The 20,764-nt window shown below is 70.8% G+C and carries 20 protein-coding genes; 9 read left to right on the forward strand and 11 right to left on the reverse strand.

Translation table 11 applies throughout. From position 1 onward, the window contains the following. Positions 1-82 precede the first annotated feature (82 nt). The gene (locus BLR90_RS13820; protein ID WP_091025797.1) at positions 83-712 is read left to right on the forward strand and encodes a helix-turn-helix transcriptional regulator; all 630 of its coding nucleotides are present in this window, start codon (positions 83-85) and stop codon (positions 710-712) included. Between the two features lie 8 nt (positions 713-720). Here the strand turns inward: BLR90_RS13820 and BLR90_RS13825 are convergent, their stop codons facing one another. Further along, the gene (locus BLR90_RS13825) at positions 721-1,194 is read right to left on the reverse strand and encodes a DUF6328 family protein (RefSeq protein WP_091025798.1); all 474 of its coding nucleotides are present in this window, start codon (positions 1,192-1,194) and stop codon (positions 721-723) included. A 140-nt stretch (positions 1,195-1,334) separates the two neighbouring features. On the opposite strand from BLR90_RS13825, the gene BLR90_RS13830 reads away from it, so the two are divergent. The 3 genes from BLR90_RS13830 to BLR90_RS13840 are packed head-to-tail and all read left to right on the forward strand — an operon-like array spanning position 1,335 to position 2,316. Continuing rightward, positions 1,335-1,622 carry a DUF7218 family protein gene (locus tag BLR90_RS13830; RefSeq protein ID WP_091025799.1) on the forward strand — a complete coding sequence of 96 codons (288 nt, stop codon included), beginning with the start codon at positions 1,335-1,337 and terminating at the stop codon, positions 1,620-1,622. Positions 1,623-1,675: 53 nt separating this feature from the next. Continuing rightward, positions 1,676-1,885: a hypothetical protein gene (locus tag BLR90_RS13835; protein ID WP_091025800.1), complete on the forward strand. Its 210-nt coding sequence runs from the start codon at positions 1,676-1,678 to the stop codon at positions 1,883-1,885. Positions 1,886-1,944: 59 nt separating this feature from the next. Further along, positions 1,945-2,316, forward strand: a complete 372-nt coding sequence (locus BLR90_RS13840) for a hypothetical protein (RefSeq protein WP_245715321.1) — start codon at positions 1,945-1,947, stop codon at positions 2,314-2,316. 58 nt (positions 2,317-2,374) lie between these two features. Here BLR90_RS13840 and BLR90_RS13845 read toward each other — a convergent pair whose 3' ends face one another. Beyond that, complete coding sequence (locus BLR90_RS13845; protein WP_091025801.1) at positions 2,375-3,244, reverse strand: TIGR03619 family F420-dependent LLM class oxidoreductase; 870 nt, start codon at positions 3,242-3,244, stop codon at positions 2,375-2,377. A gap of 72 nt (positions 3,245-3,316) precedes the next feature. Between BLR90_RS13845 and BLR90_RS13850 the strand changes: the two genes are divergently transcribed. Beyond that, positions 3,317-3,715, forward strand: a complete 399-nt coding sequence (locus BLR90_RS13850) for a VOC family protein (protein WP_091025802.1) — start codon at positions 3,317-3,319, stop codon at positions 3,713-3,715. A 29-nt stretch (positions 3,716-3,744) separates the two neighbouring features. Here the strand turns inward: BLR90_RS13850 and BLR90_RS21060 are convergent, their stop codons facing one another. Continuing rightward, the gene (locus BLR90_RS21060) at positions 3,745-3,888 is read right to left on the reverse strand and encodes a GPGG-motif small membrane protein (protein WP_170254386.1); all 144 of its coding nucleotides are present in this window, start codon (positions 3,886-3,888) and stop codon (positions 3,745-3,747) included. 150 nt (positions 3,889-4,038) lie between these two features. On the opposite strand from BLR90_RS21060, the gene BLR90_RS13855 reads away from it, so the two are divergent. The 4 genes from BLR90_RS13855 to BLR90_RS13870 are packed head-to-tail and all read left to right on the forward strand — an operon-like array spanning position 4,039 to position 8,325. Beyond that, positions 4,039-5,424 (forward strand): FGGY family carbohydrate kinase, encoded by a 1,386-nt coding sequence (locus BLR90_RS13855; RefSeq protein ID WP_091025803.1) that lies wholly within the window; start codon positions 4,039-4,041, stop codon positions 5,422-5,424. A gap of 26 nt (positions 5,425-5,450) precedes the next feature. Next, positions 5,451-6,620, forward strand: coding sequence for a xylose isomerase (gene xylA, locus BLR90_RS13860; RefSeq protein ID WP_091025804.1), 1,170 nt, complete (start codon positions 5,451-5,453; stop codon positions 6,618-6,620). Positions 6,621-6,622: 2 nt separating this feature from the next. Then, the gene (locus tag BLR90_RS13865) at positions 6,623-7,801 is read left to right on the forward strand and encodes an ROK family protein (protein ID WP_170254387.1); all 1,179 of its coding nucleotides are present in this window, start codon (positions 6,623-6,625) and stop codon (positions 7,799-7,801) included. Positions 7,802-7,830: 29 nt separating this feature from the next. Further along, positions 7,831-8,325, forward strand: a complete 495-nt coding sequence (locus BLR90_RS13870) for a GNAT family N-acetyltransferase (RefSeq protein ID WP_091025806.1) — start codon at positions 7,831-7,833, stop codon at positions 8,323-8,325. A gap of 84 nt (positions 8,326-8,409) precedes the next feature. On the opposite strand, the gene BLR90_RS13875 is transcribed toward BLR90_RS13870, so the two are convergent. From BLR90_RS13875 to BLR90_RS13910, 8 genes are all read right to left on the reverse strand, one after another. Next, positions 8,410-9,633, reverse strand: coding sequence for an ROK family protein (locus tag BLR90_RS13875; RefSeq protein ID WP_091025807.1), 1,224 nt, complete (start codon positions 9,631-9,633; stop codon positions 8,410-8,412). Positions 9,634-9,642: 9 nt separating this feature from the next. Next, the gene (locus BLR90_RS13880; RefSeq protein ID WP_091025808.1) at positions 9,643-10,929 is read right to left on the reverse strand and encodes a sugar ABC transporter permease; all 1,287 of its coding nucleotides are present in this window, start codon (positions 10,927-10,929) and stop codon (positions 9,643-9,645) included. A 12-nt stretch (positions 10,930-10,941) separates the two neighbouring features. Further along, entirely contained in the window at positions 10,942-11,718 is a 777-nt protein-coding gene (locus BLR90_RS13885) for an ATP-binding cassette domain-containing protein (RefSeq protein WP_091025809.1), read from the reverse strand. Between the two features lie 126 nt (positions 11,719-11,844). After that, entirely contained in the window at positions 11,845-12,939 is a 1,095-nt protein-coding gene (locus BLR90_RS13890) for a sugar ABC transporter substrate-binding protein (RefSeq protein ID WP_091025810.1), read from the reverse strand. 303 nt (positions 12,940-13,242) lie between these two features. Further along, entirely contained in the window at positions 13,243-15,795 is a 2,553-nt protein-coding gene (locus BLR90_RS13895) for a bifunctional FO biosynthesis protein CofGH (RefSeq protein ID WP_091025811.1), read from the reverse strand. A 70-nt stretch (positions 15,796-15,865) separates the two neighbouring features. Beyond that, positions 15,866-18,037: an MMPL family transporter gene (locus BLR90_RS13900; protein ID WP_091025886.1), complete on the reverse strand. Its 2,172-nt coding sequence runs from the start codon at positions 18,035-18,037 to the stop codon at positions 15,866-15,868. Between the two features lie 137 nt (positions 18,038-18,174). Further along, the gene (locus BLR90_RS13905; RefSeq protein ID WP_091025812.1) at positions 18,175-19,773 is read right to left on the reverse strand and encodes a succinic semialdehyde dehydrogenase; all 1,599 of its coding nucleotides are present in this window, start codon (positions 19,771-19,773) and stop codon (positions 18,175-18,177) included. Between the two features lie 7 nt (positions 19,774-19,780). Further along, positions 19,781-20,671 carry an oxygenase MpaB family protein gene (locus BLR90_RS13910; protein WP_176943978.1) on the reverse strand — a complete coding sequence of 297 codons (891 nt, stop codon included), beginning with the start codon at positions 20,669-20,671 and terminating at the stop codon, positions 19,781-19,783. Positions 20,672-20,764: the final 93 nt, after the last annotated feature.

The following is a 20,764-nucleotide window of genomic DNA, read 5'->3' on the forward strand; positions in this document are numbered from 1 at the left end:
AGGGCGCGGAGCGGCACTCTTCACCCTTTGGGTGAGGCATCTCGACTTGCCCTAGACCGGCGGTCACGGACGAGATCTGGCCATGTCCGGCCCCCGTATCCGGCTCGCCATAGCCGCCGAGCAGGAGGTCATCTCCGCAGGTCTGGCCGGCGTGCTCGGGGCCCACGCCGACCAGGTGGAGATCGTGTCGTACACCCCCAACGGGACCAGGGACGCTCCCGACGTCGTCCTCTACGACGTCATCGCGCTCCACGAGGGCGAGGCCACCGACCTCGACCACCTGGTGAAGGAGACCGACGCCGCGGTCCTGGCGATCGCGCGCGACCTCCGGCCGGACCTCGCCGCCCAGGCGGTGGCGCGGGGAGCCGACGGGTGCATCTCGATGGCCGCCCCGGGGGAGCAGATCCTCGCGCTGGTGCGGGCCGCTGCTGCGGGCGAGCTCGCCGGTGACGTGACCCTCGACGAGCCCGGGATCGACCAGCCCTTCGAGCGTCTCGGGATGGACGCCGGACTGACCACCCGCGAGACCGAGGTGCTCGGCCTGATCACCCAGGGCCTGACCAACGTCGAGATCGCGGAGCGGCTCTACCTGAGCATCAACTCGGTCAAGACCTACGTGCGCTCGGCCTACCGACGCATCGGCGTCACCACCCGCAGCCAGGCGGTCGCCTGGTGCATCCAGCACGGCTTCGCCCCTCCAGCTGCTTCCTGACCGCGAGCTCAGCTGTCCGAGGCGACCACCAGGTGGGGTACGACGGCGAGCAGCGCGCACACCAGCACCGCGACCGACGTACCTGCGACCGCGGAGGCCAGGTCGCCGAGGACCACGTTGAAGACGAACACCACCATGCCGACGATCAGCAGCGCGAGGGTGAACAGCACCGCCTGCATGAGGAGGTGCGCGGAGGTGATCAGGCGGTCCTTGATGTGGTGCCCGGCCAGTCGCCGGTGGATCGCAACGGGGGTGAGCACTAGTGCCGTGGTGACCGCGGCGACGATGACCAGCCCGAGGTAGAGCGACCGCTGGAAGTCGTCGAGGTCCCCGAAGGTCTGCTGGAACGGAAGGGTCAGCAGGATGCCGGCGAGCAGCTGGACACCGGTCTGCATCACCCGGAGCTCCTGCAGCATGTCGTTCCACTTGCGGTCGAGGCGCTCCTCGTGGGTCTCGTCGCGGCCGTCGGTCGTGGCGCTCATGCAGCTCTCCTGTGATCCTCCGGGGGCTTGACCTGATGACTCTGGCACGGCTCGGAGGAGGCGGGTTCACCCCCAACGGTGGTGTCCGGGCGCGCCCGCCGTGGCAACGTCGGAGCCGTCTCGAGCGGAAGGAGCCGATCATGGCCACCAAGAAGAGCACCTCCAAGAAGGGCCCCGGGCCCAGCGTCAAGGACGACGAGCTCTACGAGAAGCTGCGCGACGAGGGCAACAGCAAGGAGAAGTCGGCGCGGATCGCCAACGCCGCCGCCAACGAGTCCCGCTCCGCGGTGGGCCGGCGCGGCGGTGAGTCCGGCTCGTACGACGACTGGACCGTCGCCGACCTGCGCAAGCGCGCCGCCGAGCTGGAGATCGAGGGCCGCTCGTCGATGGCGAAGTCCGAGCTGATCGACGCCCTGCGCCACCACTGACTCCACCTGCTGAGGGAGTGACTGGACCGCCGCGGCGCGGGTACCGGCGCAGCATGGACAACGACAAGCTGGAAGCAGTGCAGGCAGTGGTCGACCGCGTGACGTCGTGGCAGGACGGCGCGACCGAGGGGACCGTCGAGGAGGAGCTGCGCAAGGGCGCCACCGAGGTCGGCGTCGACCTCTCGGACGAGGACGTGACGAGCCTCGCCGAGGCGATCGAGTCGCGACACGGCGCCGTACAGGCCTCCGAGGTGCTGTCCTGAGCGGCCCCGACCCGGCGCACCTCCGCCCGGACGGCGTCTCCGACGCCACCGTCTCCGCCTTGGGCAAGCTCTCGGAGGCCCTGGAGGCGGTCGAGCACGCGCGCGGGCACCTCTACGCGTTCCACCGCCTCTGCGGGACCGCCGACCTGACCCTGGGCGATGCCGTCGACGAGCTCCGGGAGGCCGGCCACGCCGACCTGGCCGACCGGGTGGAGACCGAGCTCGTGGGCCGCAACGTGATCGAGGGCCGGTGGTCGTTCCAGATCGTCGAGGACTACGACGACCACTACTGGTCGGCGTTCCGCGACCTGGAGCGCGCGGCCCGCGACGAGCTGGTCGAGGGGCGACGCCACCTCTACGAGTCGGAGATGAAGGAGGACCGGCGCACCCACGGCCGGCGCCACCACGAATCCCGGCCCGAAGGCGCCTAGTTATCCCCGCCAGCACGGGAGTACGAGCGCAGCGAGTACTCCCAATGGAATGACGAAGTCATTCCATTGGGAGCGGCGCGATCACGTCGTCAGCGAAGCGCTGCATCCCGTCGAGCTTCTGCTCCAGCGTGGCGTCGAGCCCGTGGTAGTAGGCCCACGGCATCGTCCAGACCTCGGTGATCCCACCGGCCTCCGCGGTCTCGAAGTGCTCGGGCAGGAACGCGTCGGACAGGGCGGTGATCACCGAGAAGTCGCCCTCGGCACCGATCTCGGCGCGGACCTCGTGCAGCCGCCGGGCATGGCCGACGGCCTCCTCGATCGTGTAGATGTCGCCGACCCACCCGTCGTGCCGTGCGGCGCGGGCGAACGCGATCTCGGACAGGCCGCCGACGTAGATCGGGATCGGGGCGGCGGGGGAGGGGTTCATCTTCATCCGGGGGGCCGTGTAGAAGTCGCCGGCGAACTCGGTCCAGCCCGGCTCCCACAGGGCCTTCATCAGCGCCAGGCCTTCGTCGGTGCGCTTGCCGCGGGTCCGGAAGTCCGCACCCAGCAGGTCGAACTCCTCGCGGCACCAGCCGATGCCGACGCCCAGGGCGACGCGGTCGCCGGACAGGACGGCGGCGGTCCCGACGGTCTTGGCGACCTGGAACGGGTTGCGCATCGTCGCGACGTAGATGCTGGTGAAGAAGCGCACCCGCGTCGTGACCGCGGCGAGCGCGCCCACGAGCACCCACGGGTCGGGCCACTCAGCGTCGATGTCCCAGCGACGCTTCCCGTCCGGCGTGTAGGGGTACGGCGTCTCCAGCTCCTCGAGGTCGACGACGTGGTCGGGCACGGAGATGGCGTGGTAGCCCAGCTCGTCGGCCGCGCGGGCCAACGGGATGAGCTGGTCGCAGGGCTGGAACGCCGTGACGATGGAGAAGCGCATGGGCGCAGCCTAGCGAGAAAATAGAACGTGTTCTCGTTCTGGGCCCAAGTCGCCACACCCTAGGGTGGGGTCATGGCACGCGCGATCCACCACCTCGACCTCTGGGTGAGCGACCCGGTCCTCGCGGCTGACGAGTGGGGCTGGCTGCTCGGCGAGCTGGCCTGGGAGATCGACATCGAGGGGGTCTCGTGGGTGCATCCTGACGGCACCTACCTGTTCCTCGAGCGCTCGCCCGACCAGGTGGACGAGCCCTACGACCGGATGCGGCCGGGCATCAACCACCTGGCGCTGCACGTCGCGAGCCGCGCTCGGCTCGACCGGCTACGCGCGGAGTCGTCCGCGCACGGCTGGCACGAGATGTTCGCCGACCGCTACCCGCACGCGGGCGGTGACGAGCACGTGGCCCTCTACGTCGAGAACGCCGAGGGCTTCGAGGTCGAGGTCGTCGTCGTGCCCGACGACGAGGGCTGAGCGCCCCCGTCGCCGGTCCTGCTAGTGAGTCAGTCGAAGATGCTGTAGCCACCGGGCCCGACGGCGAGCCCGACGATGATCAGCACGATGCCCCAGAGCGTCTCGCCCTTGAACAGCTGGAAGATGCCGGCGATGACGAGGATCACCGCGAGGATCCAGAAGATGAAGCCCATGTCGTACTCCTGACCTAAGGGGGTGCCGAGGCGTCGTGCCCCGGCCGGTCTGCTTGACGACCACGATGTCAGTACCCGCAACCCGCGAGTGTCAGTCGGCACCGGCGGCCGGGTCTTGACTTAAGTTCGAGACTCGTACTTAATAGGAACGTGACGCTGGTCCTGGGAATCGACTCCTCGACGCAGTCGACGAAAGCGCTGCTCGTCGACGCCGCCGACGGCACCGTCGTCGATGCGCGAACGGCGCCGCACCCACCCGGCACGGAGGTCGACCCGCGCGCCTGGCTGGCGGCGTACGACGAGGCGACCGCGGGTCTGCTCGAGCGGGCCGAGGCCATCGCGGTGGGCGGCCAGCAGCACGGTCTTGTCGCGCTCGGCGACGACGGCGAGCCGGTGCGCGACGCGCTGCTGTGGAACGACACCCGTTCGGCCGAGGCCGCGCGCACCCTGGTCGACGAGATGGGCGGGCCCGACGCGTGCGCCGCCGCGGTCGGCAGCGTGCTCGTCGCCTCCTTCACCGCTAGCAAGCTGCGCTGGGTGCGCGACCACGAACCCGACAACGCCGCCCGGGTGCGCGAGGTCCTGCTGCCGCACGACTACGTCTCGCGGCACGCGTCGGCTCCCGGCACGGCCGCGTTCACCGACCGCGGCGACGCCTCGGGCACCGGCTACTTCGACGCGACCACGGCCACCTGGCGCCCCGACCTGGCGGCCGCCGCTCTCGGCCACGAGCCCGCACTTCCGCGGGTCGCGGCCGATGGCTCAGCCGCAGCCGAGACCGCCGCCGGCCAGGTGGTCGCGCCCGGCACCGGCGACAACATGGCCGCTGCCCTCGGCATGGGGCTCGGTCCCGGTGACGTCCTGATCTCGATCGGCACCTCGGGTGTCGCCTCCGCGGTCAGCGCCGTCCCGGTCGCCGACGGCACCGGAACGGTCACCGGCTTCGCGGATGCCCAGGGCGGCTACCTGCCGATGGCAACCACCCTGAACGCCGCCCGGATCCTCGCCCACCAGGCCCAGTGGCTCGGAGTCGACCTGGACATGCTCTCCGACCTCGCGCTCGCGTCGGTCCCCGGCGCCCACGGCGCCACCCTGCTGCCCTACTACGGCGGCGAGCGCACCCCCAACCGACCGACCGCGGTCGGCACCTGGACCGGCCTCACCGACACCACCACCCGCGAGGACCTTGCGCGCGCGGCGTTCGAGGCTCTGCTGTGCTCGCTGGCCGACGCCGTCGACCGCCTCGTCACCGCCACCGGTGACCAGCCGCGCCGGCTGCTGCTCGTCGGCGGCGCGATCCACAGCCCAGCACTGCGCGCGTTCGCCCCCGCCATCCTCGGCCGGACGGTCACCTTGCCTCCGTTGGGTGAGTACGTCGCCCTCGGCGCCGCCCGCCAGGCGTCCTGGGCCCTGGCCGGCACCGATCGTCCGCCGGCCTGGCCGATGGCCGACGTGGTCGAGCTCGAGGCCGAGCCCACCCCCCATGTCCGTGACACCTACGCACGACTCCGCGACCGCACCGACACGTGGTCCTGAGACACATCCCAGAGAGAGGCACCGTCATGACGCTCCAGATCCCCGCCCCCCGCCCGGAGGACAAGTTCTCCTTCGGCATGTGGACCGTCGGTTGGCAGGCGCGCGACCCGTTCGGCGACGCGACCCGCGCGCCGATGGACCCGGTCTACGCCCTCGAGCGGCTGGCGGGCATGGGCGCCTACGGCGTCAACTTCCACGACGACGACCTGATCCCCTTCGGCGCCGACGACACCACCCGCGACGGGATCATCGAGCGCTTCCGCAAGGGCCTCGCCGACACCGGGTTGGTCGTCACCACGGCCACCACCAACCTGTTCACCCACCCGGTGTTCAAGGAGGGCGCGTTCACGGCCAACGACCGCGACGTACGCCGCTTCGCGATCCGCAAGGTGATGCGAAACATCGACCTGGCCGCCGAGCTGGGCGCCAAGGTCTACGTCTGCTGGGGCGGACGCGAGGGGGCCGAGTCGGGCGCGGCCAAGGACGTCGCCGCGGCGCTCGACCGCTACAAGGAGGCCTTCGACCTGCTCGGCCAGTACGTCGCCGACCAGGGCTACGACCTGCGCTTCGCGATCGAGCCCAAGCCCAACGAGCCGCGCGGCGACATCCTGCTGCCGACGGTCGGTCACGCGCTCGCGTTCATCGAGACCCTCGAGCGTCCCGAGAGCGTGGGGGTCAACCCTGAGATCGGGCACGAGGAGATGGCCGGCCTCAACGCCGCCCACGGCTACGCCCAGGCGATGTGGCAGGGCAAGCTCTTCCACATCGACCTCAACGGCCAGCACGGGCCGAAGTTCGACCAGGACCTCCGCTTCGGCGCCGGCAACGTGCGGGGCGCCTTCTGGGTCGTCGACACGCTCCTCGCCGGTGGCTATGACGGCCCGGTCCACTTCGACTTCAAGCCCGCCCGCACCGAGAGCGACGAGGGCGTGTGGGTCTCCGCCGAGGCGTGCATGACCAACTACCTGATCCTGCGGGAGAAGTCGAAGGCGTTCCGCGCCGACCCCGAGGTGCAGGAGGCACTCGTGGCCGCCAAGGTCGCCGAGCTGTCGGTCCCGACCCTGGAGCCGGGCGAGACCTGGTCGCAGCTCAAAGAGTGGTCGCTGCCCGACGTCGACGCGCTCGCTGCCCGCGGTGCCGGCGTCGAACGGCTCGACCAGCTCGCCCTGGAGCACCTGTACGGCGTCCGCGGCTGAGCGTGGCCACCGACCAGCCCTCGAGCACCGAGGGGCTGCGCCGCCTCAACACCTCGTTGGTGCTGCGCAGCCTGCGCCAGCAGGGCCCTGCGACCCGTGCCGAGCTCGCGAAGCGCACCGGTCTCGCCAAGGCGACGGTCGGGGTCATCGTCGGCGGGCTCGCCGAGGTGGCGGCTGTCGACGAGTCGGCCTCCGTGCCCGGCGGGCCCGGAGGGCGAGGCCGGCCCGGGCGGCCGGTCACGCTCACCGGTGAGGGCCTGCTCGGGCTCGGGCTCGAGCTCAACGTCGACTACGTGTCGGCTGTCGTGCTCGACCTGGGCGGCCGGGTCCGGGTCAGCGGGACCCGCCCCGTCACCGGCACCGACCCGCTGCCGGTGCTGCTCGACCTCGCGCGGTCCGTCGTACGACGCGTGCGCGACGGGCGGCTGGTCGGCGCGATGGTCGCCGTGCCCGGTCTGGTGCGCGGTGACGACCGCACGGTGGCGTGGACGCCCAACCTGGCCGCGCCCGACGAGCGGGTGGCGGTCGGCATCGAGGACGTGCTCGAGGGTCGCTGCCCGGTCTCGGTGGGCAACGACGCCAACTGTGCGGCCTACGCCGAGTCACACCACGGGGCAGCGGTCGGCGCCGAGCACGCGCTCTACCTGACCGGCACCGTCGGGATCGGCGCCGGCATCGTCACCGACGGTCGGCTGCTGCGCGGCGCCGCCGGGTTCGCGGGCGAGGTCGGCCACATGCCCATCGGTGACTCCACCGCGGCCTGCGGCTGCGGCCGGCGCGGCTGCTGGGAGGCCTCGATCGGGCTCCACGCCATGCTCGCCGCGGTCGGCATGCCGGAGCTGGACACGCCGTACCTCTCCGCGCAGGCGGTCGCCGACCGGGCGGAGCACGACCCGGCCGTGCGTGCCGCACTCGAGAACCTCGGGCGCGACGTCGGCCTGGGGCTGGCGATCCTGACCAATGTCCTGGACCCGTCGCTGGTCGTGCTCGGTGGCTACTTCGTGGCCCTCGGTGAGCACGTGCTCGGCCCCGCCCGACGCTCGCTCGACGAGCGGCTCCCGTCGCCGGCGCAGGGGCGTCCCGAGCTGCGGCTGAGCACTCTCGGGATGGAGGCAGCGGCTCTCGGCGCCGCGGAGCTCGCCCTCGAGGGTGTCTTCTCGGGCGACGTGCCGGTCGCGTAGCCGCGGACCCGGTCGGGCAGGCTGGGCGCATGCAGGTCGACGTACGCATCGTCACGGCGGACGACTGGGAGCTCTTCCGGGACCTCCGGCTGCGGGCGCTGGCCGACGCCCCCGCCGCCTTCGGCCGGACGTTGGCCGAGGCCCGGGAGCAGACCCCGGCGCAGTGGCGCGAGCTCGTGGCCGGGCCGGGCCCGAGGCTGGTGGTGCTCGAGGACGGCGCCCCGGTCGCGATGGGCGGCGTCTTCGCGCCCGAGGGTGACTCGCGCGCGATGGTGTGGGGGATGTGGACCGCCCCTGAGACGCGCGGCCGCGGTCACGGTGCCCGGGTGCTGCGCGCGCTCGTCGCCTGGTGTCGCGAGCAGGGCCGCCCCGACGTACTGCTCCACGTCACCGAGGGCAACGACGGCGCCCGCGCCCTCTACCTCGCCCACGGCTTCGAGCCCACCGGCGTCTGGGAGTCCCTGCGCCCCGGCTCGCCCCTGCGGATCGAGGAGCTCCGGCTCGGAGCGGCCGAGCCTATGTAACTCACTGTTACTGCATCTAGCGCACCCTCGTACGGGCATGACAGAAGCAGTAACAGTGAGTTACAAGTGCGCGAGCGCGGGGGCTCAGCCGGCGAGCTTGGTGCCGACGCTGGTGATCGCGGTGCCGAGGCCGGCGACGGGGTCGACGAACAGCGGCTCGAGCGCGATCTCCGCGGCGCCGAGCAGGACGGAGTCGGCGCCGAGCCCGGGCAGGGTGAGGGTCACCGACTCCAGGGGAGCGGGCAGCGCGCGCTCGGCGAGCGCGTCGTTGACGTCGGTGCGGACTAGGCGGAAGAGCTCGCGGAAGTAGCCGCCCAGCACCACGACGCGGGGGTTGAACGCGTTGACGATGCTGGCCAGCCCGTGCCCGAGCTGGGTGCCGATGCCGCGCAGCTCGGCGGTGGGGTCGCGGAAGCCCTCGAGCACCTCGCCGAGCTGGGCGACCTGGTCGTCGGGGTAGCCGATGGCCTTGGCGATGGCGTGCGCTCCGACCTCGGTCTCCCAGCAACCGCGGTTGCCGCAGTGGCACGGGTGGCCCGACGGGTTGAAGCTCAGGTGGCCGATCTCGCCTGCATAGCCGTCCGCTCCCTCGAGCCGGAACCCGCCGGTGATCACGCCGGCTCCGACGCCGACGTTGCCGGAGACGTAGATCAGGTCGTCGATGCCGACTCCCGCGCCGCGGAAGTGCTCCGAGAGCGCACCGAGGTCGGCATCGTTGGCCACCAGGACCGGTACGTCGACGCCGAGTGCGGCCAGCACGATCGAGCCGAACGACACGTCGTGCCATTCCAGGTTGGGCGCGAGCCGGATCAGGCCGTCGCTGCGCCGCACCAGGCCGGGCACGCTGATCCCGATGCCGACCAGGGGAGCGTTTTCCGGGGCGTCGGCCACCACCTTGCGGATCAGCGCCGCGACCGTGCCGCCCACCTGCCAGGCCTCGCGACCGTCGACGATCGTGGCGATCGCGCGGTTCTGGATGTTGCCCCCGAGGCCGACCCGTGCGACCACGACCCGGTCGACGCCGAGGTCGACGGCGATGACGAACGGGCCGCTCTGCGACAGGCCCACCCCGGCTGAGGGCCGCCCGGCGCCGGTGCGCGGGTGGGCGGGCAGGGCCCGCTCGGTCACGCCCAGGGACTCCAGCTCGGCGACCAGCCCCGCGATGGTGCTGCGGTTGAGCCCCATCTGCAGGGTCAGGTCGGCGCGCGACATCGCGCCAGCGCGGTGCACGTGACGCAGGAGGGTGCCCAGGTTGTGGCGCCGGACTCCCTCCTGGTTCGTCCCGAGCCCTGAGCGCTGACGGCTCATGAGCCCGGCCTAGACGCCTGCGGCGGAGCGGCGACGGCGAGAGATGGCGTCGACGCTGGCCGCGAGCAGCAGGACGCCGCCGGTCACGACGTAGTTGATCCAGCTCGCGTTGTTGAGCAGGCCCAGGCCGTTGTTGACCGTCGCGATGACCAGTCCGCCGATCACGGCGTCGACCGCGCGACCCTTGCCGCCGAAGAGGCTGGTCCCGCCGATCACGGCGGCGCCGACGGCGTAGAGCAGCGTGTTGCCGCCACCCGAGCCGGGGGAGATACCACCCGTGTTGGCCGCGAGCAGGATGCCGCTGATCGCCGCCATGGCCGAGCAGGCGATGAAGGCGGAGGTGCGGATCCGGAACACGTTGATACCGGCGCGGCGCGCCGCTTCGGCGTTGCCGCCCACGGCGTACAGGTGCCGGCCGTAGCGGGTGCGCGTGAGGACGAAGGTCCAGAAGATCAGCAGTGCGACGACGACGAGGAGCATCCGCGGCACGCCCTCGATCGGGAAGGACGGGATCCGGCCGCGGTTCTGGTTCATGAACCCGACCAGGCCGAACAGGATGGCGGCGATCATGCCGATCCGCAGCGCGACCAGGCTTACCGGCGGGTGCTGGAGCCCCCGTGTGACCTGGACGCGGTAGGTGCGCAACGACAGCAGTGCGAAGACCGCGACGATGGCCGCGGCACCGATCCAGCCGACCATCGGGTCGATGTTCTTGATCGCCAGCCCGCGCAGCATCGGGTCGTTGAAGCGCACCGATCCGCCCTGGCCGATGAAGTACAGCAGCACGCCCTGCAGGCCCAGGAAGAAGGCCAGCGTGACCACGAACGACGGGATCCCGAGGCGCGCCACGAGCAGGCCGATGGCCAGGCCGATCACCGCCCCGACAGCGAGCGCCGCCAGAGTCGCCACGGGCCAGCTCTGGCCGTGGTCGACCATCAGGAGGCCGGCCGTCATGGCGCCGGTGCTGCCGGCGACCCCGGCGGACAGGTCGATCTCACCGAGCAGCAGCACCAGCACGAGACCCATGGCCAGGACGCAGATCGGTCCGGCCTGCGTGACCAGGTTGGCCATGTTGATCTTGCCCAAGAAGGTGTCGTTGGCGACGCTGAAGATGATCATCAGCACGATCAGCCCGGAGACCGCGGGCAGGGAGCCCATGTCTCCGCTGCGGACCCGGGTGACGTAGTCCCCGAAAGCGCCGCGCAGCGACGTGGTGTGCACGGCGTCGCCGGAGAAGGCGCCGTCCGCGGTCACGGTGCGCCCCCCTTCAGGGACCTCGTTCGTCTCGACGGTCATGTCCGTTGCCTTTCAGACGCTCGCGGTGGCGGGGTTCTCGGAGATGCCGAGCGCACCCGACCGGCCGGCGGTGATGAGCTCGACCACCTGGCTGTGCGTGACCTCCTTGACGGGGACGTCAGCAGCCACGCGCCCGAGGTAGAGGGCGGTGATGCGGTCGGCGACCTCGAAGACGTCGCCCATGTTGTGCGAGATCAGCACGACGCCGAGGCCGCGGTCGGCCAGGCGGCGGACCAGGTCGAGGACCTGCCGTGTCTGCGCCACGCCGAGGGCTGCGGTCGGCTCGTCGAGGATGACGACCTTGGAGTTCCACAGGACCGCCTTGGCGATCGCCACGGTCTGGCGCTGGCCACCGGACAGGCTCGCGACGCTCTGGCGCACCGACTTGACGGTGCGCACGGAGAGGGAGGCGAGGGTCTCGCGAGCGCGGGACTCCATGGAGACCTCGTCGAGCAGGAGCCCGCGCTTCTCCTCGCGGCCGAGGAACATGTTCTGGACGATGTCGAGGTTCTCGCACAGCGCGAGGTCTTGGTAGACGATGTCGACGCCGAGCGCGGAGACGTCACGCGGCCCGTGGACGTTGACCTCCTGGCCCTCGAACAGGTAGTCGCCGGTGTCGCGGGTGTAGATGCCGGCGATGATCTTGGTCAGCGTGGACTTGCCGGCGCCGTTGTCGCCGACGAGGGCGGTGACGGTGCCTGGGTAGACAGCGAAGTCGACGTCGTGCAGGACGTGAGCGACGCCGAAGCTCTTGTTGACCCCGCGCAGCTCGAGCAGTGGCTCGGTCATGGCGTCTCCTCCGGTGTGGTGGTGGTACGACGTTCAGTGGGCCGGTCTCCCGGGGCGCCGCCGGCACCCCGGGAGACCAGGTTCTCAGGCTCCAGACTCTGCTCCGGCCCGGACCCGGAGCGGAGGTCAGGAGATGCCGGCTTCGGCGCAGAACTGCGCGAACTCGCCGGCACAGACGTCGGCGGCGGACTGACCGCCGTCGTCGATGACGTCCTTGACGGAGTCCTTGGTGATCGAGACCGGGTCGAGCAGGATCGACGGAACGTCGCGGCCGCCGGTGGCGTCCTCGGTGGTTCCGGTCGTCTCGGCCTCTTCGCCGTTGACCAGGGCGATCGCCGCTTCGGCGAGTGCTCCGGCCTCGAGCTTGGCGGACTTGTAGACCGTCATGCACTGCGTGCCAGCAAGGACGTTCTGCAGGCCCTCGACCGTGGCGTCCTGACCGGTGACGGGCACCTCGCCCGCGCGACCGTTCTTCTCCAGGATGGAGATCACGGAACCGGCGAGACCGTCGTTGGCCGCGAGGACGCCGTCGACGTCACCGCCGGCCTGGGTGTAGAGCTGCTCGAAGATGGTCACGGCCTGCTCGTTGTCCCAGTCCGGGACAGCCTGCTCGGCGACCGCGGTGTAGGTCGGGATCGCGTCGAGGACCTCGTGGGCGCCTGCGGCGAACAGCGTCGCGTTGTTGTCCGTCGGCGAACCGTTCAGGAAGATGACGTTGGCTTCCTTGTCCCCGAGGCAGTCCGCGAGGCCCTGGCCCTGGAGGGCTCCGACCTTGCTGTTGTCGAAGGAGACGTAGTAGTCGGCCGAGCCGCCCAGCGTGAGCCGGTCGTAGTCGATCGTCTTGACGCCCTGGGCCGCGGCCTCTTCCTGGATCGCCGCACCGGACTCGGAGTCCAGGTTGACGATCGCGAGGACGGTCACGCCGTCGGCGATCATGGCGTCGGCGATGGTGCCCATGGTCTCGGCGTCGCCTTCGGCGTTCTGAATGGCGTACTCGACGCCCGCGGCTTCGAAAGCAGCCTCGAGCTCCGGACGGTCAGCGCTCTCCCAGCGCACCGAGGACTCGGTGTCGGGAAGGATGACACCGATCTTGCCCTCGACCGAGGGGGTGTCGCCGTTGCCGTCGTCGTTGGCTTTGGGCTCGTCATCACTGCCACATGCCGACAGAGCCAGGGCGACGCCCATGAGCCCCACGACTACCAAACTGTGCTTTCGCTTCACGCGAACCGCCTCCTCGCGGTGGATGGCGCTTGCCTCAGCAAGAAGCGGAGCGCCTGTTTGTTGTTTCGCACAACATAATCAGGTGATCGCAGTCACGTCCACATTCGTTACCGGATCGTTTCCTTGAGGTTTCGTGTGGCTAGACACAGGCGTGGTTAGGCGATGTTAACCGGGGTGGTGGCCGCCTCCTGACCTGACCTGGACCCGTGCGGTCACGGTGCTCCGGCGGCGGAGGTTTTGTTGTTGCGGACGCGGTACTACCCCACCGCGACTGGCAGGGCCGCCGCAGCGACCGCAGAGGTTTCAGCGCAGTGTGTAGGTGGTGGTGCGCTCGCGGACCGGTCGCCCGATGCCGGCGCCGATGCTGTGGAGCTCGGCGACGGTCTTGGCCGAGCCGTGCTCGGAGCCCGCCATCCGGGAGATGGTCTCCTCCATCAGCGTGCCGCCGACGTCGTTGCAGCCGGCGTTGAGCATCGCCTGGGTGCCCTCGACGCCGAGCTTGACCCAGCTGGTCTGGATGTTGTCGATCCGGCCGTGCAGCAGGATCCGCGCCATCGCGTGCACGGCGAGGTTGTCGCGGTGCGTCGGACCGGGACGGGCGACGCCGGCGAGGTAGATCGGCGAGGACGTGTGCACGAACGGGAGTGGCACGAACTCCGTGAAAGCCGCCCCTCCGAATTCCAGGGAGTCGTCCTGGATCCGGCTGAGCACCCGGAGGTGGTTGACCCAGTGCCGCGGGTTGTCGACGTGGCCGTACATCATCGTCGAGGTCGTGGGGATGCCCACGCGGTGAGCGGTGCTGACGACCTCGATCCAGGTGCGCGTGGGCAGCTTGCCCTTGGTCAGCACCCAGCGGACCTCGTCGTCGAGGATCTCCGCGGCGGTGCCGGGCAGCGACCCGAGCCCGGCCTCGCGGGCCTTGATCAGGAAGTCCTCGATCGACAGTCCGGTGCGGGCAGTGCCGTTGACGATCTCCATGGGGGAGAACGCGTGGACGTGCATCTCGGGCACCCGCTGCTTGACCGCGGTGACCAGGTCGAAGTAGGCGGTGGCGGGCAGCTCGGGGTCGATCCCACCCTGCATGCAGACCTCGGTCGCACCGAGGTCCCAGGCCTCGGCGGCACGGTCGGCGACCTCGTCGAGCGAGAGCGTGTAGGCGTCGGCGTCGGTACGGCGCTGGGCGAAGGCGCAGAAGCGGCAGCCGACGTAGCAGACGTTGGTGAAGTTGATGTTGCGGTTGACGACGTAGGTGACGGCGTCGCCGACAGTCTCGCGTCGCAGGTCGTCGGCGAGGCGGGTGACCTGGTCGAGGAGCGCGCCCTCGGCGGTCATCAACGTGTAGGCGTGCTCGTCGGAGAGGTTGCCCGGATCGGCCTCGGCGGCACGCAGTGCAGCCAGGCCCTCCGACGTGGCGGCTTCGGTGGTCGAGGCGCGAACGGAGCGAGCCTCGAGACCTGTCAACGCGGCGGCGTCCTTGACCGAGGCCCAGTCGCCGTAGACGTCGCCGAAGTCGGAGCGCCGGTCGTCGGTGCGGCCCCCACCAGGTCCCTCAGCGTCGACGGCAGTGTGCAGGTCGGTGCGGCCTACGGAGACGAAGCCGCCGTCGGGCTCCTGCCACGGCATCCCGACCGGTCGTACGTCGGGCACGGCCAGGCCGTCGTCGCTTGCGAGCGCGGCCACGTGTCCCGAGACGCGCGGGTCGAGCCACGGCTCGCCGGCGCGGACGTACTCGGGGTGGACGGTGAGCCTGGCCTTGAGCTCGAAGCCGCACTCGGCGGTGATCGCGCGCAGCCGCTCCAGCGAGGGCCAGGGCCGCTCGGGGTTGACGTGGTCGGGGGTCAGCGGCGAGACGCCGCCCCAGTCGTCGACGCCCGCGTCGAGCAGCGCCCGGCACTCCGCGAGGTCGACGAGGTTGGGGGGTGCCTGGACCCGGGCCTTGGGGCCTAGCACGATCCGGGTCACCGCGATCACCGCGCGGTAGTCGTCGAGCGCCAGGTCGTCGGCGTGCCGCATCGCGGTGTCGGGCTTGGCCCGGAAGTTCTGGACGATGACCTCCTGCACCGAGCCGAACTGGGTCGACACCTTGCGCAGCGCGAAGATCGTCTCGGCCCGTTCGGCCAGGGTCTCGCCGATGCCGACCAGGAGCCCGGTGGTGAACGGGATCGAGAGCCGGCCGGCGTCCTCGAGCACCCGCAGCCGGACCGTCGGGTCCTTGTCGGGGGAGCCGTAGTGGGCCTCGCCCTTGGTCTCGAACAGGCGGCGGGAGGTGGTCTCGAGCATCATGCCCATCGAGGGGGAGACCGGCTTGAGCCGGTTCATCTCCTCCCACGACATCACGCCGGGGTTGAGGTGTGGCAGCAGACCGGTCTCCTCCAGCACCCGGACCGCCATCGCGCGCACGTAGGCGAGGGTCGAGTCGTAGCCCTTGGAGTCGAGCCACTCGCGGGCCTCGGGCCACCGGTCCTCGGGTCGGTCGCCCAGGGTGAACAGCGCCTCGAGACAGCCCAGCTCGGCGCCCCGGCGGGCGATGTCGAGGATCTCGTCGGGCGAGAGGAACAGCTCGTGCCCGGCGCGGCGTAGCTGACCGGGCGACTCCACGAACGTGCAGTAGTGGCACCGGTCGCGACACAGCTTGGTGACCGGGATGAAGACCTTGGGGGAGTAGGTCACGACTCCGGGGCGGCCGGCCGCGACCAGTCCGGCGTCCCGCACCCGGGCCGCCACCGTGGCCAGCCGGTCGAGGTCGTCGCCTCGCGCGGCCAGCAGCGCGGTGGCCTCACTGACGTCGAGCGCGGCACCGCGCTCCGCCCGCGCCAGGGCGCGGCGGATCTGCTGCGGTGTGGGGGCGTCGTCCATCGGGCTCAGGATAGGTCCGGACGGGCCGGGGGAAGCCCCCGGCCCATCCGGTGGGACCGACGGTCGATAGTCAGACCGACACCTTCTCCTGCTCGCTCACGTCGCCGGGCGAGGTGACCTCGTTGCCGTCGCGGTCGAGCTTGCTCGGCCACCAGATCTTGCCGCCCAGGTCGAGGTTGATCGCGGTCACCAGGACCGAGCGGACGATCATCGTGTCGAGCAGGACGCCGAGTGCGACCGCCACGCCGAGCTGGGCCAGGAAGACCAGCGGCAGCGAGCCGAGGACGAGGAACGTCGCCGCCAGCACGAGGCCCGCGGACGTGATCACGCCACCGGTCGACGACAGCGCGATCAGCGAGCCCTTGCGGGTGCCGTGCTGAGCCGTCTCCTCGCGCACCCGGGTCATCAGGAAGATGTTGTAGTCGATCCCGAGCGCGACCAGGAACACGAAGGCGAACAGCGGGAACCCGGGGTCGGTGTGCGCGAACCCCTCGTTGACCTCGAAGAGCCCGATCCGGGTGAACACCTCGGTGAAGAGCAGGGCCGAGATGCCCAGCGCCGCCCCGAACGAGAGGATCACGGTGCCGATCAGGATCAGCGGGGCGATCAGGGCCCGCAGCAGGATCATCAGGATCAGGAGCACCACGACCAGGACGATCGGGATGATCACCCTGTTGTCACGCTCCGAGGCCATCTTGGTGTCGAGGTAGAACGCCGAACCCCCACCGACCAGTGCATCAGCCCCGTCGACCGCGTGCGCCGCGTCGCGGGCGTCCTCGACGGCGTCGAAGGACGCAGTCGAGGACATGTCACTGCCCAACGTCGCCGTGAAGAAGGACCGGCCGTCGCCGATGTCCAGCGGCTCGGTCGGGTCGCCCAGGCCGTCGACCTGGGACACGGCGTCGGACGCAGCGGCGACCACGTCGGTGTTGGCGACGACCTGCACGGTGTTGGAGGTGTCGGCCAGGCCGTGGCCGGCCAGCAGGCTCTGACCCTTGATCGAGTCGAACTCCTTGGTGTACTGCTCGTCCTGCGCCAGGCCCGACGGGTCGAGCTTGAACAGGCCGAGGCACGCGATGATCAGCAGCCCGGCGGTGACCACCCACACCCGGCGGGGACGCGGGGCGATGCTGGAGCCGACCTTGGCCCAGAACCCCGTGCCGGTGGGCTCGGGCGACCCGAACGTCGGGCGCTTGGGCCAGAAGACCCACCGGCCGCAGATCACCAGGAGCGCGGGCAGCAGGGTCACCATCACCAGGAAGGTGACGGCGACGCCGACGGCGAGCACCGGACCCAGGCCGGCGGTCGAGTTGAGGTCGGAGAACACCAGGCAGAGCAGCCCGATGACCACGGTGGCGGCGCTGGCGAGGATCGCCGGCGTGGCCCGGTGGAGGGCGAAGCCCATGGCCTCGTGACGGTCCTCGTGGCGGCGTAGCTCCTCGCGGTAGCGCGCGACCAGCAGGAGGGCGTAGTCGGTGCCGGCACCGATCACCAGGATGCCCAGGATGGACTGGCTCTGGCCGTTGACCGTGAGGTCGGCGTACTTGGCCAGGAGGTAGACCACGCCGCCGGAGATCATGTAGGCGAAGACGGCGGAGATGATGGGCAGCAGCCAGAGGATCGGGCTCCGGTAGGTGAAGAGCAGGATCACGATCACCACGAGCAGCGTGGCGAGGATGAGGTTGGTGTCGATGCCCTCGAACGCCTCGGAGGCGTCGGCAGCCTGACCGCCGTAGCCCGCGAGGTGGACGGTGACCCCGTCGATCTGGGCGATGTCGCGGACCTCCGTGGCGGCGTCGGGGATGTCGAGCCAGCCGTCGGAGCCGAAGTTGAACGTGAACGCGAGGTTGGCGACCTCGCCGTCGTCGGACACGAGCTTGACGGGGATGCCTGCCTGCTCGGCGCCGTTGGGGGACAGGACGCCCTCGTCGGTGACGCCGTCGACCTTGGCGATCTCGGCCGCGTGCTCGTCGAGCGCGGCGAGGTCCTCGGCGGTCAGTCCGCCCTCGCGGTAGTAGACGACCAGGGTGTCGATGTCGTTGGGGTCGACGGTGCCGGTGAGCTCCTCCAGCACTTTCGTCGACTCGGCCGACTCGGGGAGCCAGGAGGAGGCCTCGTTGTTCTGGACGTCGACGAGCTGCGCGTTGAGGGGTGCCGTCAGGCCCACGATCACGATCGCCCCGGCCAGGACGATCCACTTGGTGACTTTGTTGGTGAGCTTGCCTGCGATCTGACGGTGCATGGTGGTCACTCTCTCAGGGAGCAGGGACAGTCGGCATCAGGGATCTCCCCGATCTGACCTGATGACGGACGGAAAGTCATCGTTGTGACACCTTCCGTGCCCCTTCCTGCCCGCTGTCGGCCTGCTGTCGGCCCCGCTCAGCGCACGCGCAGCGCCTTGAGCAGCCGCAGCTGCTTGTTGCCCAGGCCGACGAACGTCTCCAGGGCCATCGACGGCGGCGGGCCCAGCGGCACCAGCCGCTGGCTGGCGACGGTCTGCGACTCGGTGAACTTGCGGAGGCCCTCCGCGCCGTGGCGGCGTCCGAGGCCGCTGTCGCCCATGCCGCCCATGCCCGCCTCGATCGACCCGGCGGCCGCGGCCGCGCCGTCGTTGATGTTGACCGAGCCCGCGCGGACCATCCCCGCCATCCGCTCGGCGGCGCCCTCGTCCTTGGACCAGATGCTCGCCGAGAGCCCGTAGCTGCCCTCGTTGGCCCGCCGGACCGCCTCGTGGTCGCTCGAGAAGCGGTAGAGCGAGACCACCGGGCCGAACGTCTCGTCGAGACAGACCGCCATCTCGTCGGTGACGCCCTCCAGCACGGTGGGCTCGTAGACGTAGGGGCCGAGGTCGGGACGTGCCCGGCCGCCGGTCAGGACGACGGCTCCCAGGTCCTGGGCCTCGTCGACGTGCGCCACGACCGCGTCGAGCTGTGCCTGCGACGCGAGGGAGCCCACGTCGACGGAGTAGTCGAAGGTCTGGCCCAGGCGCAGCGCCTCGGTGCCGGCGACCAGGGCGTCGCGGAACGCGTCGTACACCTCGTCGTGCACCAGGACCCGCTCGATGTGGATGCACATCTGGCCGGTGTTGCCGAAGGCCGCAGCGATGCAGCCGGCGGCGGCCTTGGTGACGTCGGCGTCGGCGCGCACGATGAGCGGGTTCTTGCCGCCGAGCTCGAGCGAGGCCGCGATCAGTCGCTCGCCCGCGCGGGCTCCGACGCTGCGGCCGGTGGGAGTGGAGCCGGTGAAGCAGATGTGGTCGACGTGGTCGATGAGCGCGTCACCCACGGTGCGACCGGGCCCGACGACCACGTGCCACAGGTCCGTCGGCAGCCCGGCCTCGGCGAGCAGCGCCCGGGTCCAGAGCAGCGTGAGCGCCGTCTGCGAGTCGGCCTTGCTGACCACGGCGTTGCCGGCGAGCAGAGCGGGGAGCACGTCGCCGACGGCGAGGTAGAGCGGGTAGTTCCAGGGCGAGATCATCCCGACGACGCCCTTGGGGACGCGCTGCTCCTTGACCTTGGTCAGGCCGGGCATGGCGCCGCGGACCTTGCGGTCCTTGAGGTACGTCGCACCGTGGCGCGCGTAGTGGCGCGCGATGTTGGCGACCTGGAGGATCTCCTGCCAGGCGCTGAACCTGGCCTTGCCCATCTCCCACTGGATCAGGTCGAGGACCTCGTCCTGGCGCTCGACGAGCAGGTCGTGGAAGCGCAGCACCACCTCGGCGCGCGAGCCGTAGGGCACGACCGCCCAGGCACGCTGGGCGGTGCGGGCGCTGGCGCAGGCCGCGGCCACGTCACCGATGGTGCTGGCCGGGACCGTGGCCACGGGGCGGCCGTCGTACGGCGCCTGGGCGGTGACGGTGTCGGTGCCGGTCGGGTCGCGGAAGACCCAGCGGAACCAGCCGTCGAGCCGGTCCTGCGTGACCCACGCCGGCCGGGCGGAGGCGGGTGCGGTCGTGGGCAGGGTGGGGGTGGCGGTCATCGGGGTCCTAGGGGTAGCGGGTGGCGGCGGGGCGGGTGCGGGGGTCGTTGCGGGTCTTGCGCATCGTCAGCTGGGCGAGCACGGCGAGGCGCACGAAGTCGGGCAGGTGGTTGCCCACCAGGCGGGAGCGGCGCATCATCGCCCGCACCCGGCGCTCCGTGCGCGCGGTCGGGGTCGGCAGCCCGAAGCGGCCGCGCAGCTCGGGACTAACGGTCACCGCGATCACCTCACGCTGGCGGCGCAGGAGGGGCCGGGCCAGCCAGTCGAGGAACGCCTGGGGGAGCGGGGTGTAGGGCGGCTTGCGCGGCGCGGTGTGGAGCAGGTCCTGCACGACGTAGTTGTTCTCGAGGGTGTCCTCGACGCGCGCCCACATGCTCCAGAACTCGTCCTGGGTCCGGGGCAGGACCGACTCCTTGACGCCGATGAGCAGGCCCATCCGCTGCCACTCCTCGAAGAGCTGCTGCTCCTGGGCCTCGGTGAGGCCGGGGCCGAAGTCCCTGAGGAAGAGGAGGTAGGTCTCGTACATCGTGGCGTGCACCCAGAGGTAGGCCTCCGGGTTGAGCGCGTGGTAGCGCCGGCCCTGGTCGTCGGTGCCCTTGATGTCGGCGTGCATCCGGATCAGGCGCTGGCCCTCCTCGGCCGAGGCGACCCCGCCGTACACCTGGCGGGTCACGGACTGGCTGGTGCGCCAGAGCCGGCCGTAGGGGTCGGTCTTGTAGACCGAGTGCTCGCCGACACCGGCCCCGACCATGGGGTACGCGACCTGGAACATCAGGGCACGGACAGCGACCAGGAAGATCCGCAGGTCCCCGGCGGCGTACCAGAGGATCGAGCCGGGGCCGAGCGGCTCGGCCGGCAGAGCGGGCGCCGAGACCTCGTCAAACGCTGCCAGTTTCACTGTCACAGTCATGGTGTATCAGATCTACTGGCTGCTTGTCGACGCCGAGTCGGCGCCAGTGCACCCCCAAATGACGCCGAGCCGGCGCGAAGA

Source organism: Nocardioides szechwanensis (assembly GCF_900103935.1).
GTDB classification, from domain to species: domain Bacteria; phylum Actinomycetota; class Actinomycetes; order Propionibacteriales; family Nocardioidaceae; genus Nocardioides; species Nocardioides szechwanensis.

Bases quoted from the DNA above. Each gene is read 5' to 3' on its own strand.
- BLR90_RS13820 (WP_091025797.1), top strand. From the start codon at position 83: ATGTCCGGCCCCCGTATCCGGCTCGCCATAGCCGCCGAGCAGGAGGTC.
- BLR90_RS13825 (WP_091025798.1), bottom strand. From the start codon at position 1,194: ATGAGCGCCACGACCGACGGCCGCGACGAGACCCACGAGGAGCGCCTC.
- BLR90_RS13830 (WP_091025799.1), top strand. From the start codon at position 1,335: ATGGCCACCAAGAAGAGCACCTCCAAGAAGGGCCCCGGGCCCAGCGTC.
- BLR90_RS13835 (WP_091025800.1), top strand. From the start codon at position 1,676: ATGGACAACGACAAGCTGGAAGCAGTGCAGGCAGTGGTCGACCGCGTG.
- BLR90_RS13845 (WP_091025801.1), bottom strand. From the start codon at position 3,244: ATGCGCTTCTCCATCGTCACGGCGTTCCAGCCCTGCGACCAGCTCATC.
- BLR90_RS13850 (WP_091025802.1), top strand. From the start codon at position 3,317: ATGGCACGCGCGATCCACCACCTCGACCTCTGGGTGAGCGACCCGGTC.
- BLR90_RS21060 (WP_170254386.1), bottom strand. From the start codon at position 3,888: ATGGGCTTCATCTTCTGGATCCTCGCGGTGATCCTCGTCATCGCCGGC.
- xylA (WP_091025804.1), top strand. From the start codon at position 5,451: ATGACGCTCCAGATCCCCGCCCCCCGCCCGGAGGACAAGTTCTCCTTC.
- BLR90_RS13870 (WP_091025806.1), top strand. From the start codon at position 7,831: ATGCAGGTCGACGTACGCATCGTCACGGCGGACGACTGGGAGCTCTTC.
- BLR90_RS13875 (WP_091025807.1), bottom strand. From the start codon at position 9,633: ATGAGCCGTCAGCGCTCAGGGCTCGGGACGAACCAGGAGGGAGTCCGG.
- BLR90_RS13880 (WP_091025808.1), bottom strand. From the start codon at position 10,929: ATGACCGTCGAGACGAACGAGGTCCCTGAAGGGGGGCGCACCGTGACC.
- BLR90_RS13885 (WP_091025809.1), bottom strand. From the start codon at position 11,718: ATGACCGAGCCACTGCTCGAGCTGCGCGGGGTCAACAAGAGCTTCGGC.
- BLR90_RS13895 (WP_091025811.1), bottom strand. From the start codon at position 15,795: ATGGACGACGCCCCCACACCGCAGCAGATCCGCCGCGCCCTGGCGCGG.
- BLR90_RS13900 (WP_091025886.1), bottom strand. From the start codon at position 18,037: ATGCACCGTCAGATCGCAGGCAAGCTCACCAACAAAGTCACCAAGTGG.
- BLR90_RS13905 (WP_091025812.1), bottom strand. From the start codon at position 19,773: ATGACCGCCACCCCCACCCTGCCCACGACCGCACCCGCCTCCGCCCGG.